The organism is Bradyrhizobium sp. sBnM-33 (genome assembly GCF_032917945.1).
Taxonomy (GTDB): domain Bacteria; phylum Pseudomonadota; class Alphaproteobacteria; order Rhizobiales; family Xanthobacteraceae; genus Bradyrhizobium.
This window is the reverse complement of record NZ_CP136624.1, coordinates 295,634-308,119: the sequence shown is the minus strand read 5'-3', so window position 1 is coordinate 308,119 and position 12,486 is coordinate 295,634. Positions and strand designations below refer to the sequence as shown.

The 12,486-nt window shown below is 63.1% G+C and carries 12 protein-coding genes; 7 read left to right on the top strand and 5 right to left on the bottom strand.

The annotated features are described in order from the left end of the window. Positions 1-47: 47 nt before the first annotated feature. Positions 48-887, bottom strand: coding sequence for an SDR family oxidoreductase (locus RX328_RS01475; protein ID WP_213250777.1), 840 nt, complete (start codon positions 885-887; stop codon positions 48-50). After that, the gene (locus RX328_RS01470; RefSeq protein ID WP_283772356.1) at positions 880-1,011 is read right to left on the bottom strand and encodes a hypothetical protein; all 132 of its coding nucleotides are present in this window, start codon (positions 1,009-1,011) and stop codon (positions 880-882) included. The genes RX328_RS01475 and RX328_RS01470 overlap by 8 nt, the downstream gene beginning before the upstream one ends. On the opposite strand from RX328_RS01470, the gene RX328_RS01465 reads away from it, so the two are divergent. The 3 genes from RX328_RS01465 to RX328_RS01455 all read left to right on the top strand — a co-directional run bounded on the left by RX328_RS01465 (position 1,001) and on the right by RX328_RS01455 (position 4,634). Then, the gene (locus RX328_RS01465) at positions 1,001-1,975 is read left to right on the top strand and encodes an NADPH:quinone oxidoreductase family protein (protein ID WP_213250774.1); all 975 of its coding nucleotides are present in this window, start codon (positions 1,001-1,003) and stop codon (positions 1,973-1,975) included. The genes RX328_RS01470 and RX328_RS01465 overlap by 11 nt on opposite strands. A gap of 341 nt (positions 1,976-2,316) precedes the next feature. Next, complete coding sequence (locus tag RX328_RS01460) at positions 2,317-3,417, top strand: hypothetical protein (RefSeq protein WP_213250771.1); 1,101 nt, start codon at positions 2,317-2,319, stop codon at positions 3,415-3,417. Positions 3,418-3,470: 53 nt separating this feature from the next. Further along, the gene (locus tag RX328_RS01455; protein WP_213250768.1) at positions 3,471-4,634 is read left to right on the top strand and encodes a TAXI family TRAP transporter solute-binding subunit; all 1,164 of its coding nucleotides are present in this window, start codon (positions 3,471-3,473) and stop codon (positions 4,632-4,634) included. 117 nt (positions 4,635-4,751) lie between these two features. Here RX328_RS01455 and RX328_RS01450 read toward each other — a convergent pair whose 3' ends face one another. Beyond that, positions 4,752-5,138, bottom strand: a complete 387-nt coding sequence (locus RX328_RS01450) for a YkvA family protein (RefSeq protein ID WP_213251032.1) — start codon at positions 5,136-5,138, stop codon at positions 4,752-4,754. A gap of 109 nt (positions 5,139-5,247) precedes the next feature. Then, complete coding sequence (locus RX328_RS01445; protein ID WP_249726288.1) at positions 5,248-5,553, bottom strand: 4a-hydroxytetrahydrobiopterin dehydratase; 306 nt, start codon at positions 5,551-5,553, stop codon at positions 5,248-5,250. A gap of 219 nt (positions 5,554-5,772) precedes the next feature. Here RX328_RS01445 and RX328_RS01440 point away from each other — a divergent pair, with 219 nt between their 5' ends. Further along, complete coding sequence (locus RX328_RS01440) at positions 5,773-7,203, top strand: TAXI family TRAP transporter solute-binding subunit (RefSeq protein ID WP_213250763.1); 1,431 nt, start codon at positions 5,773-5,775, stop codon at positions 7,201-7,203. 89 nt (positions 7,204-7,292) lie between these two features. Continuing rightward, positions 7,293-8,879, top strand: a complete 1,587-nt coding sequence (locus tag RX328_RS01435) for an alkaline phosphatase D family protein (RefSeq protein WP_213250760.1) — start codon at positions 7,293-7,295, stop codon at positions 8,877-8,879. Positions 8,880-8,901: 22 nt separating this feature from the next. Here RX328_RS01435 and RX328_RS01430 read toward each other — a convergent pair whose 3' ends face one another. After that, a complete protein-coding gene (locus RX328_RS01430) occupies positions 8,902-9,282 on the bottom strand; it encodes a response regulator (RefSeq protein ID WP_213251029.1) in 381 nt (126 codons plus the stop codon). A gap of 201 nt (positions 9,283-9,483) precedes the next feature. Here RX328_RS01430 and RX328_RS01425 point away from each other — a divergent pair, with 201 nt between their 5' ends. Both RX328_RS01425 and typA read left to right on the top strand, forming a co-directional pair. Then, on the top strand, positions 9,484-10,239 hold the full coding sequence (locus tag RX328_RS01425) for a Crp/Fnr family transcriptional regulator (protein WP_213250757.1): 756 nt from the start codon (positions 9,484-9,486) through the stop codon (positions 10,237-10,239). A gap of 245 nt (positions 10,240-10,484) precedes the next feature. Continuing rightward, positions 10,485-12,311, top strand: coding sequence for a translational GTPase TypA (gene typA / locus RX328_RS01420; RefSeq protein ID WP_213250754.1), 1,827 nt, complete (start codon positions 10,485-10,487; stop codon positions 12,309-12,311). Positions 12,312-12,486 lie beyond the last annotated feature (175 nt).

The window sequence follows — 12,486 nt, the reverse complement described above, 5'->3', positions numbered from 1 at the left end:
GACCTTCGTTCCCGATGCCCTTCGAATTCAGGGCGCCGGTCTCGACTTCAGTCCCTGGAACGGCGCTCGCGCTGCTTCTGCCACTGCGCATCGGTCCATTGCAGCAGATCCTCGGCGCCGGAACTGCGCAGATGCGCGCCGCCATCCTGCACCACCATCTCGCCATTAATGTAGCCGGCCTGGTCGGAAATCAGAAAGCTCGCGAGATTCGCAAGTTCGCCATGCTCGCCGGCGCGGCCGAGCGGATTGCGCTGCGCCCAGCTTTCATCGCGGCCCTCGGGACGGAGCTGGCCCGAAGCGCCCGGCGTCGGAAACGCGCCGGGCGCGATCGCAACGGTGCGCACGCCCTTGGGTCCCCACTCCACCGCAAGGCTCTTGGTCATCGCGAGCACGGCGGATTTCGCCATCGCCGACGGCACCGTGAACGCACGGCCGGTGATCGTCGAGGTCGAGAGTATGCTCAGCACCACGCCCTTGTGCTTGCTGTCGATCCAGCGCCTGCCCGCGGCGAGGGTGCAGTACATCGTGCCGTGCAGCGTCGGCGCCAGGATCGCATCCGCCGCGCGGAACGAAAGATGCTCGGTCTGCGCGATGAAGGTCGCGGCAGCATTGTTGACCAGCACGTCGATCGGCGCCTCCCGCCAGATCTGGTCCATCATCACATCGACGGCCGCACCGTCGCGGATATCGCATCGGACTGCAGTGACCTTGCCGCCGAGTTCACCGCGCATCTGCGCGGCAGTCGCCTCCAGCAATTCGAGCCGTCGGCCGCAGATGACGAGCTCTGCGCCAAGCTCGACGAAGCGGCGTCCCATCGCGGCTCCAAGCCCCGAGCCGCCGCCGGTGACCAAGATCCGCTTTCCCGCCAGCAAGCCCTTTTCAAACATCGTTTGAATCCCCTCGATCCGCCGTCATCCGAATCGGATTGTAGCCCGGCTTCAAATCCGGCATGAAGCAATCAGCAATCAGCTCATCTTCGGTCCGAAAATCAGGTGCGTCCATGAAAGCCATTCTCTGCTCGCAATATTGCCAACCGGACGATCTCGTGCTGGCCGACGTGCCCGATCCGGTGGCCGAACCGGGCCAGGCCGTGATCGCGATCAAGGCCGCGGCGCTGAATTTTTTCGACATCCTGATGATTCAGGGCAAGTACCAGATCAAGCCGCCGTTCCCGTTTTCGCCCGCCGCCGAAGTTGCCGGCGTGATCGAAAGCGTCGGCGCCGGCGTGACCGACCTGAAGGTCGGTGACCGCGTGGTGGCGTCCTGCGGCCACAACGGCGCGCGCGAAAAGATCGCGCTGCCGGCAAGCTCGATCGTGAAGATCCCCGACAATCTGGATTTTGACCGCGCCGCCGGGATCATCATCATCTACGGCACGGCACTGCACGCCCTGGAAGATCGCGCCAGCCCGAAGCCCGGCGAGACGCTTGCCGTGCTGGGCGCTGCCGGCGGCACCGGCCTTGCGGCCTGCGAGCTCGGCAAGCTGATGGGCCTCAAGGTAATCGCCTGCGCGTCGTCGGACGAGAAGCTGGAATTTGCCAGGGCGCACGGCGCCGAGCTGACGCTGAACTACAGCAAGGAAGATTTGAAAGAGGGCTTGCGTCGCCTCACCGGAGGCAAGGGCGTCGACATCATCTTCGATCCGGTCGGCGGCACTTACGCGGAAGCCGCGTTGCGTTCGATCGCCTGGGAAGGCCGTTTCCTGGTGATCGGTTTTGCGGCGGGCGACATTCCGAAGATGCCGCTCAACCTCGCGCTGCTCAAGGGCTGCGATATCCGCGGCGTGTTCTGGGGCGCCTGGACCAGGGTCAATCCCGAGAAGAACCGCGCCAACCTGGAAAAGCTCGTGAAGTGGACGGCGGAAGGCAAGATTTCCTCGCATGTCGACCGCACCTTTCCGCTGGCACAAACCGCCGAAGCGCTGAAGGTGCTCGCCGGCCGCAAGGCGATGGGCAAGGTGATCCTGCATCCCTGAGGTGCGGGGTCATCTGTCGAACCTAGTCGTCCACTCGGAAGAAACGGGAGCGGTCCGTGCGATGCGCGGACCAGCGACGCACTTTTTTTCGCGTCAGCGGCATGAATTTCATCTCACCGATATAGTTGCTCGGTAACAATGCGTGTTTTCAAACGGCAGGATGCCGCTTGTTCGCCTCAATCATACCAAAATATCTCCTCATTCCCCCCGGCCGCCGTCGTTTTTTGAACCCATTCCGTGTGCGATTTTAACCATCAGTAGAGGGGCTCCTGTACGTCAACAAGAGCAAGAAGTAGGTGCAGGGGAACGCCCGTCGTTGCGTTCAGTAGTGGGGAGCATCCATGGCGGAGAACACCAAGCCGGTTCAGGCGAGAGATCCGTTCGACAGATTCGACGAAGCGATCAGCGATCCTCGGTTGTACGAGGCCGACCAATCTCGACACGAGCAGCTTCGATACGAGCAACCCCGATACGAACAGCCTCAATACGAACAGCTCCGATACGAGCAGCCTCACTACGAGCAGCCCCAATATGCGCAGTCCTTTGCGCCATCGTTTGAGCGGACAGATGTGCTGCCGGAGGAGCTGCCACCACACGAGCCGGTGCCGCTTTTCCTCTCCAACTACGAGGAGGAGTCACATCAGCAGCTTTCCGAATATACGTTCGGCAGTGGAAGGTTCGGCAGCGGCGGCCTGAAGAAAGCGCGCGCCGGGCGCATTGTCACCGGCGTCGTGATCGTCTCGGCGATAGCGGCCGTTCTCGCGCTGTTTTCCATCGACTCGACGCGTGCCGTCATCTTCAACGCCTCGCTCGGCGGTGGCGGCGGCAACAGTCCACCGCCTGCTGAGCTCGCCGCCGCGGCCATGCCGGAGCCTGCGCAGCCGCAGCGCGTTGCCGCGCCGCCGCTGGCCGCCGAACCGTCCGGCGCGGAGATAGCAGCCGCTCGCCGCACGCCGCCTACCGCGCTGGCATCGGCATCGCCGACGCGCGACGAAATTGCCGCCGCCTATCAGAGCGCGCTCAAGGGCAAGGTCGCCGCACCTGAGCCGGTGGCGCGCGAAGCGTCCCGTGAGGTCGTCGCCGCGATTAATCCGGCGGCCCCGGTTGCTGCGGCTGCGCCCGCGGTTCGCGAGCCCGTTCCGGTGACGCGTGAAGTGGCTCCGGCACGGCGCATCGATCCGGACGAGCTTGCGGCGCTATTGAAGCGGGCGAAGAGCCTGCTTGCGATCGGTGACATCACCTCCGCCCGGCTGCTGCTCGAACGGGCTGCGGACGCGCAGGAAGTGGAGGCCGCGCTGATGCTCGCGGGAACGTATGATCCGCAGGTGCTGGGCAGCCAGGATTTGCGGAGCGTCACGCCCGATCCAGCACAGGCAAAGCTCTGGTACCAGAAGGCCGCCCAACTTGGTTCGGCCGATGCGAAGCGGCGGCTCGGCCAGTAACAGAGCCAGGCAATTACTCAAGAAATTTACTCAAGACCAGCGCAGAGGAACCCATGCGACACTTATTGGGAATGGTATTGCTCGCCATAACGGTGGCATGCAGCAATACGGCGGCCAAGGCCGCCGAAACGGAATACGATCCAGCCAAGGTCAGCGAAAGTCTGAAGGCCATCTTCCAGTTCGGTTCGGTCGCCACCAAGCAGGCGCTGAACGCCAACACAGTTACGCTGATCTCCGGAACAATCGGCGGCACCTATGTGCAGTTCGGTGCCGACCTCGCTTCCGTGCTCGACGACGGAAACAAGTTGCGCGTACTTCCGATCGTCGGGCGCGGCTCGGTGCAAAGCGTGGCCGACATCCTGTTCCTGCAGGGTGTCGACCTCGGCATCGTGCGCGCCGACACGCTCGACTATCTCGAGAAGAAAGGCTTCGCCAAGGACATCAAGAAGCAATTCACCTACGTGACGAAGCTCTACAACGAAGAGATGTACGTCATGGCGTCGAAATCGGTGACCAGCATCAGCCAGCTCAACGGCAAGAAGGTCAGCGTCGACCTTCCCAACGGCGGCACCTTCGTGACCGCCGCGGTCGTGTTCGAGCGGCTCGGCATCAAGCCGAACTTCGTCTATATCGAGCAGCGTATCGCGATGGAGAAGATGCGGGCCGGTGAGATCGACGCGGTGATTGCCGTCGGCGGCAAGCCATACAAATCGGTCAGCAATTTCAACGACAACCGCTTCCACCTCGTCCCGGTCGAGTATTCGCGGCCGCTGCAGGGCGACTATCTGCCCGCGGTACTGACCTCGAAAGACTATCCCAACCTGATCGCCGAAGGCGCGAAGGTCGATACCATTGCCGTGCCTGCGGTGCTCGCAGCCTACAACTGGGCACCCAACACCGAGCGCTACCGCAAGCTGGCCCAGTTCGTGGACGCCTTCTTCACCAAATTTCCGAGGTTCCAGAACCCGCCGTTCCATCCGAAGTGGAAGGAAGTCTCGCTGGCGGCGCCGTTGCCGGACTGGCAGCGCCTGCCGGTCGCCGAGCAATGGCTCAAGAGTCACAACGTCGAGGCCGTGTCGCGCGCCAGGTTCGATGAATTCCTGAAACAGAGTCCGACGACCGCGGCAAGCGTCAAGACCGACGCGGACAAGGAGGCGCTCTTCAAGCAGTTCCAGGCGTGGGAAGCGGAACGAAGCGCAAGGGCGCAGGCTCGCTGAGGCGTTTTCCGCCGGAAGCCGGCGCCGAATTCAATCCGCGATGGCGGCCGGTTCATCAAGGCCGGAGAATCAAAAGCCCCGTTCCGATTCAATCGGCAACGGGGCTTTTGGCATCTGCTATTCGCTCGCTTCAGCAGCGTCGATCCCGCGCTTCAGCGCGGCGCGGGCGGCATCGCGATGCTCCTGCGTGATGTGACTTGCAACCATGCGGATGGCGGTAGCGAGCACAGCGGCATCGTCGGTAAAGCCCAGCAACGGCAGCACGTCCGACACGAAATCGAACGGCAGGATGAAGTAGGCGATGGCGCCGAGCAGCGCCGCCTGCACGTGACGCGGCGTCTCTTTGTCGAATGCACAATAGTAGGCCGCGAGCAGATCCTCGGCGAAGGGAAGCTGCGCTATCACCCGCTTGAGCTTGATCCAGAAGCGCCGGCGCACACTCTCCCGGTCCTGTGCCAGCCGGTCGGCCGGCTCAAAACCCGCGGCGTGATCGGACGATGCCATCGCGGCGCTCTCCTCGCATCTGGCGCGGTAGATCGCCGCGGCCAACCCTGTGTACGAATAAAGAATTGGGGATGTCCGGCCGCCGCCGCAAGATCGCGGCGAGGCCACCTTAGGCGACGCCCAATTGCCTGGCGATGGCGTTCATGGCCTTGGCCAGATCGATATCGCGCCTGGTGACGCCGCCGGCGTCATGGGTCGCCAGCACCACTTCCACCGTCTTGTAGACGTTCTTCCATTCCGGATGGTGATCGCCCTTTTCGGCCACGAGAGCGACGCGGGACATGAAACCGAACGCTTCGTTGAAGTCCTTGAAAGTGAAGGTGCGGGCAATCGCCTCGCGGCCGGCCGTTTCCGACCAGCCGGTCAGTTCCGCCAGCGCCGATTTTCGCGCTTCTGCCGACAGCCGTTCCGCCATGATCGCCTCCGCGCTTGAATCAGCCTGCCACCCTAACACCCAAGGCCGCTTCGGGGATCCCCATGCCCAAAAGAGGCATGCAAGGCGCGTCCAGTGATGGCCTCGGACGCCGGTAACCATGACAGAGATGTAACAAAGGTTCCGCGAGAAAATTTGCTAGAATGCGCGCCGAAGCGTGCCGGCTGCGTGAAAATTCCACCCTCAAACGTACGGGGATTGATGACCGACGGCCCCCATTCCGCGGAAACGCCGGCCGCACCCTCGCCCCGCTCTGCGAAACGACGGCTGACATTCGTGACGCTGGCCGGCGTGCTGGCCGTCGTCGGCGCGCTGGCGGCCGGTTATTACTTTGCGATGCGGCCAGTGACGCTGCGGATCGCAGTTGGCCCTGCCAACAGCGACGATCTCAAGGTCGTCCAGAATCTGGCGCAGGCGTTCAATAGTCCCCGAAACAGCCAGGTTCGGCTGCGTCCGGTGCAAACTGACGGCGCACTCGCGAGCGCCAATCTGCTCGGCGAAGGCAAAGCTGATCTCGCCATCATCCGCGGCGACCTCGATGTGCCGAAGAACGCGCAGGCTGTGGCAACGCTGCGCAAGAACGTCGCGGTATTATGGGTGCCGTCGGCCGGCAAGGCCAAGGCAGTCAGGGGCAAGCGGGCCGCGCCCGAAATCACCAAGATTACGCAGCTCGCCGGCCGACGCATCGGCGTGGTCGGCCGCACCCAGGCCAATGTCAATTTACTCAAGGTGATCCTGCGGCAATACGGCGTCGATCCCGACAAGGTCGAGATCGTTCAGTTTCCGGCCAACGAGGCCGCGGAAGCCATTCGCAGCCAGAAGGCAGATGCCTATCTCGCGGCCGGCCCGGTCAACAGCAAAATCACTTCGGACGCGATCGCGGCTTCCACCCGCGACGGCGGCACGCCGAAATTCCTGGCGATCGATTCGGCGGAGGCGATTGCGCAGAACCACCCCGCCTACGAGGCTTCCGAGATTCCCGCCGGGACCTTTGGTGGCGCGCCTGATAAGCCCGAGGCAGAGGTCAAGACCATCAGCTTCGCCCACCATATCGTGGCGCGCAGAGGCGTTTCGGAAGCGACGATTGCCGCCTTTACCCGCCAACTGTTCGCCATCCGGCAAAACCTGAAGAACGAATTTCCGCTGGCTGCCAAGATCGAGACGCCCGACACCGACAAGGACGCCACGATTCCCGTGCATCCCGGCGCCGCCGCCTTTGTTGACGGCGAGGAAAAGACCTTCCTCGACCGCTACAGCGATTACATCTGGTGGGCGTTGATGGCGATGTCGGCGATGGGTTCCGCCGGCGCGTGGTTTGCCGGCTATCTCAAGAAGGACGAGCGCAACGTCAACACATCGCAGCGCGACCGTCTGCTAGACATGCTCAGCGCCGCCCGCCAGTGCGATTCGACGGACGAGCTCGACCAGATGCAGGCGGAAGCGGACGACATTTTGCGCCACACGCTGCTGTGCTACGAACACGGCACGATCGAGGAAGGCACGTTGACCGCTTTCAACATCGCGATCGAGCAATTCCACAACGCGGTCGCCGACCGCAAGGCGCTGTTGCTGAGCATGCCGCAAAACCTGCAACGCGCAAGCGCGCAGTTCCGTGCGGCCGGCAACGCCTGATCAGCCGATCCGGTAATCGAGCCGTCATCAATTCTTTCTAGGTCTATCGGCGCGATCACTATGCCCGCTCCAGATCCGAAGAAGTTCGCATGACGTTCAGGTTGTTCCGCAGAACTTCCCCCGATGGTCTCCACGGAATTTCCCGACGCCGGTTCCTCGCGAGCGTGGGCGCCGGCGCGATCGGCGCGGTTGCGATGCCCTATCTCAGCCGCGCCGCGGACCGGCCCGTCGTCACCTCCGGCGTGCAATCTGGCGATGTCGGCGCCGATGGTGGCGTCGTATGGGCGCGCGCCGACCGCCCCTCGCAAATGCTTGTTGAAGTCGCCACGTCGGAATCCTTTGCCAACGCATGGGCTTTGCCCCCGATCGCAGCGCTGCCCGAAAGCGACTTCACCGCGAAGATGCTGCTGGAGAACCTGCCTGCCGGGCAGGAGATCTTCTATCGCGTCCGGTTTCGCGACCTCGCCCATACCGGCATCGAAAGCGCGCCGGTGGTCGGGCGGTTCCGCACCGCGCCTGGCGACCGCCGCGACGTCAGCTTCGTTTGGGGCGGTGACGTTGCCGGACAGGGCTGGGGCATCAACCCGGATGACGGCGGTATGCTCACCTTCGCGACCATGCGCAAGCTTCGCCCGGATTTCCTGCTGCACTCCGGCGACACCGTCTATGCGGACGGCCCGATCAAGGGCGAGGTGACGCTTGCCGACGGCAAGCTCTGGAAGAACGTGACGACGCCCGAGAAGGCAAAGGTCGCCGAAACGCTCGATGAATTTCGCGCTGCGCACAGGTACAATTTCATGGACGAGCATCTGCGCGCGTTCAATGCCGAAGTGCCGGTCTTCGTGCAATGGGACGACCACGAAGTCGTCAACAATTGGTCGTCTTCCAAGGAGCTGCCTGCCGCCTACAAGGAGCGCAACGTCGCCCTGCTCGCCGCCCGCTCAGCGCGCGCCTTCCACGAGATGTATCCGATTCGCGCGAGCATCGCGGAGCCGGGGCGAATCTACCGCACGATTCATTATGGCCCGCATCTCGACGTGTTCGTGCTGGACGAGCGCAGCTATCGCGGACCGAATGGCGCGAACCAGGAGGCTGCTTACGGGCCGGAAAGCTACTTTCTCGGGCCGGCGCAGCTCGCCTGGCTGAAACGGGAGCTGTTGAATTCGCGCGCCACCTGGAAGGTGATCGCATCCGACATGCCGCTCGGCCTCATCGTCTATGACGATGCGCGCAACAAGAAGGGCTCGGAGGCCGTTGCGCAAAGCGACGGCCCGCCGCGCGGCCGTGAACTGGAGATCGCCGACCTCCTGCGCTTCATCAAGACGTCGAGCGTGGTCAACACCGTGTGGCTGACGGCGGATGTGCACTACGCGGCCGCGCATTACTACAATCCCGACAAGGCGCAGTTTGGGGAATTCGACCCGTTCTGGGAGTTCGTCGCTGGTCCCCTGCACGCCGGGTCGTTCGGTCCGAATGAGCTCGACAACACCTTCGGGCCCGAGGTGAAGTTCATCAAGGCGCCGGGGCCGGGCAATCAAAACCTGCCGCCGTCGGCGGGCATGCAGTTTTTCGGCCATGTCAGGATCGACGGCGGCAGCGGGCAGATGACGGTGACCTTGCGCGACCGCGCCGATGTTGCCTTGTGGTCGACGACGCTCGATCCCAAGCCGGTGTAATTGCTGTGCCGGCCGCAACCGCTCAAGGCATGACGCGGCTGTTCTTTAGCAGCGCCTCAAGCGCTTCGGCCGAACAGGGTTTTGGCAGACGCGGCTTCGCCGCAAATGCCGCCGGCAGCAGAGCGTCCGCGCCATAGCCGGTGACGAAGACAAACGGGATCTTCAGCACCTCGAGCCGTTCGGCGACGGCAAAGCTCTTTTCGCGGATAAGGCTGACGTCGAGCAGCGCAAACTCCGGCGGCCGATGGGCGATCAATTCGAGCGCCTTGGCCACGTTCGCGGCGATCCGCACCGTCTTCACGCCAAAACCCAGAATGGTGTCTTCAAAATCGAGTGCGATGATCGGATCGTCTTCAACGACCAGCACGTCGCAGGGCATGCCGTCATGGGGGGCGCGGTCCATGTTCTCGCCGGTTCCAGAGTTCAAGATTTTGATCGGGATCCGGGCCGAAGCCCCGGAAATTGGCGGTCGGCCTAATGCCTCGCAAAAGCGCATCCGCCGGTTCCGGAACTGAAACCACCATATCTTCGTTCTATCGTCTGTTCACTTGTGAACATATGGACGGAGCCAAACCGATTATATTGAGGGAAACAGGGGCCACCGATGCTCACGCGACGCGATGTGACGGCCGATGTTCGGCCGTTCAATAACCTGCTGCGTCGCTTGAACGACGCCGACTTCGGATTGATCGAACCACATCTCGTTCCGGTCGAGACCCAACCGAACGACCTGCTCTACAACCCCGGCGACAACGTCGAGACCGTCCATTTTCCCTGCGGCCCCAGCCTCGTCTCCTACATGGTCGCCAACGAGGATGGCCGCGATGTCGAAACCGTTCTGATCGGTCGCGAGGGTGCGGTCGGCGGCATCGTCAGTCACGGCCATCTCCCAGCCTATACCCGCATCACGGTCAAATTCGCTGGGCCGTTCGTGCGGCTCCCGGTCGGAAAGCTCGATGTGGCGAAATCGAAGTCACGCACGCTGAGCAACATTTTCGCACGCTATGCGGATTGCATGCTGGCGCAAATCTTCCAGTCCACCGCCTGCAACGCGATCCATTCGATCGAACAGCGCACCGCGAAATGGGTCATTTCGGCAATGGAGCGCACCGATGGCGATGACGTCGTGCCGCTGACCCATGAGCAACTGGCGACCCTGCTCGGCGTCGGCCGCTCCTACGCCAGCCGGGTTATTCAGACTTTCAGGGTGGAAGGCACGCTGGAAACCCGGCGCGGCTCGATCCTGGTCCGTAACCGGGACACGCTGCGGAACCGGTCCTGCCGCTGTAACGAGGCGGTCAAAGCCCATTTTGATGAGGTTTTGCGCGGGGTCTATCCCGACCCCGAAACGGGCAACTGAGCCCGGCGCCCATGCCCAAAATCGGCTAACCAAATGCCAAACGAACCATTGTTTTTTGGCGTTTTCTGAATATATTGCGCCGCAACGCGTAAGGTGTGCCCGGTCCTTTTGGCCGGGCTTCCTTTTTGGGGCCAGGTTTGAGCCGTGGCCCCGTTCGCATTCCAGGCTTTGAGCGCGATCCGGAAAAGTGGGTCCCGGTTTTCCGGTGAGATCGCGCCTCCACCTGCACGACCAGAAGAAGAGCCATGAACCTTCGTAACGTCGCCATCATCGCCCACGTCGACCACGGCAAGACCACCCTCGTCGACCGTTTGCTGCAGCAATCCGGCACCTATCGCGAGAACCAGAAGGTCACCGAGCGCGCGATGGACTCCAACGACCTGGAGCGCGAGCGCGGCATCACCATTCTGGCCAAGGCCGCCTCGGTGCAGTGGAAGGACACCCGCATCAACATCGTGGACACCCCCGGCCACGCCGATTTCGGCGGCGAGGTCGAGCGCATCCTGAACATGGTCGATGGCGCGCTGGTGCTGGTCGACGCAGCCGAAGGCCCGCTGCCGCAAACCAAGTTCGTGGTGTCGAAGGCGCTCAAGGTCGGGCTGAAGCCGATCGTCGTCATCAACAAGGTCGACCGTCCCGATGCGCGTCCGACCGAAGTCATCAACGAGGTATTCGACCTGTTCGCGGCGCTTGACGCCAGCGAGGAGCAGCTCGACTTCCCGATTCTTTACGGGTCGGCCAAGCAAGGCTGGATGGCCGACAGCCCGGATGGCTCGCAGGATGCCGGCATGCAGCCGTTGTTCGACCTGATCGTGCGTCATGTGGCGCCGCCGAGCGTCGAGCAGGGCCCGTTCCGGATGATCGGCACCATTTTGGAAGCCAATCCCTATCTCGGCCGCATCATCACCGGTCGCATCACCTCAGGCTCGATCAAGCCGAACCAACAGGTGAAGGTGCTGGGCGCTGACGGCAAGACGATCGAACAAGGGCGCATCACAAAAATCCTCGCCTTCCGCGGCATCGAGCGCACCCCACTCGATGAAGCCGAAGCCGGCGACATCGTCGCGATCGCGGGCCTGACCAAGGGCACCGTCGCCGACACCTTCTGCGATCCTTCCGTCGAGACGCCGCTGGTGGCGCAGCCGATCGATCCGCCGACAGTGTCGATGTCGTTCATCGTCAATAACTCGCCGCTCGCCGGCACCGAAGGCGACAAGGTGACCTCTCGCATGATCCGCGACCGCCTGCTGCGCGAAGCCGAAGGCAACGTCGCGCTGCGTGTGGTCGAGGCCGCCGACAAGGATTCCATGGAAGTATCGGGCCGCGGCGAATTGCAGCTCGCGATCCTGATCGAGACTATGCGCCGTGAAGGCTTTGAGCTTTCGGTGTCGCGTCCGCGCGTCGTGCTGCAGAAGGACGAAGCCACCGGCCAGTGGCAGGAGCCGATCGAGGAAGTCGTGATCGACGTCGACGAGGAGCATTCCGGCGTCGTCGTGCAGAAGATGAGCGAGCGCAAGGCCGAGATGATCGAGATGCGCCCCTCCGGCGGCAACCGTCTGCGGCTGGTGTTCTACGCGCCGACCCGCGGCCTGATCGGCTACCAGGGTGAATTGCTCACCGATACCCGCGGCACCGCGATCATGAACCGCCTGTTCCACGGCTATGCGCCCTACAAGGGCGACATCCAGGGCCGCCGCAACGGCGTGCTGATCTCCAACGACCAGGGCGAAGCGGTGGCTTACGCGATGTTCAAGCTGGAAGACCGCGGCCCGATGATGATCGAGCCGGGCTGGAAGGTCTACAAGGGCATGATCGTCGGCGAGCACACCCGCGACAACGATCTCGAGATCAACGTGCTCAAGGGCAAGCAGCTCACCAACATCCGCACCACCTCCAAGGACGAAGCGGTGCGTCTGACGCCGCCGATCAAGATGACGCTGGAAAAGGCGCTGGCCTATATCGAGGACGACGAGTTGGTCGAAGTGACGCCGAAGTCGATCCGCCTGCGCAAGAAGTTCCTCGACGCCAATGACCGCAAGCGCGCGGAAAAGGCCAAGGAAGCGGTGGCGTAGGTAGATCTCGCGCCCCGGACGCAGCGCAGCGCGATAGCGGTGCGCTGCTGAGCCGGGGCCCAAGCGTTCGTGGCACCCTACGGGTGCCGGCTCTGCGGAGCAGCGTTACACGCTGCACCGCGTCCGGGACACGATAGCATCGTCTTCCCTTCGCGATGACAGCTATGCTCGAGGC

Bases quoted from the DNA above. Each gene is read 5' to 3' on its own strand.
- RX328_RS01475 (WP_213250777.1), bottom strand. From the start codon at position 887: ATGTTTGAAAAGGGCTTGCTGGCGGGAAAGCGGATCTTGGTCACCGGC.
- RX328_RS01465 (WP_213250774.1), top strand. From the start codon at position 1,001: ATGAAAGCCATTCTCTGCTCGCAATATTGCCAACCGGACGATCTCGTG.
- RX328_RS01470 (WP_283772356.1), bottom strand. From the start codon at position 1,011: ATGGCTTTCATGGACGCACCTGATTTTCGGACCGAAGATGAGCTGATT.
- RX328_RS01460 (WP_213250771.1), top strand. From the start codon at position 2,317: ATGGCGGAGAACACCAAGCCGGTTCAGGCGAGAGATCCGTTCGACAGA.
- RX328_RS01455 (WP_213250768.1), top strand. From the start codon at position 3,471: ATGCGACACTTATTGGGAATGGTATTGCTCGCCATAACGGTGGCATGC.
- RX328_RS01450 (WP_213251032.1), bottom strand. From the start codon at position 5,138: ATGGCATCGTCCGATCACGCCGCGGGTTTTGAGCCGGCCGACCGGCTG.
- RX328_RS01445 (WP_249726288.1), bottom strand. From the start codon at position 5,553: ATGGCGGAACGGCTGTCGGCAGAAGCGCGAAAATCGGCGCTGGCGGAA.
- RX328_RS01440 (WP_213250763.1), top strand. From the start codon at position 5,773: ATGACCGACGGCCCCCATTCCGCGGAAACGCCGGCCGCACCCTCGCCC.
- RX328_RS01435 (WP_213250760.1), top strand. From the start codon at position 7,293: ATGACGTTCAGGTTGTTCCGCAGAACTTCCCCCGATGGTCTCCACGGA.
- RX328_RS01430 (WP_213251029.1), bottom strand. From the start codon at position 9,282: ATGGACCGCGCCCCCCATGACGGCATGCCCTGCGACGTGCTGGTCGTT.
- RX328_RS01425 (WP_213250757.1), top strand. From the start codon at position 9,484: ATGCTCACGCGACGCGATGTGACGGCCGATGTTCGGCCGTTCAATAAC.
- typA (WP_213250754.1), top strand. From the start codon at position 10,485: ATGAACCTTCGTAACGTCGCCATCATCGCCCACGTCGACCACGGCAAG.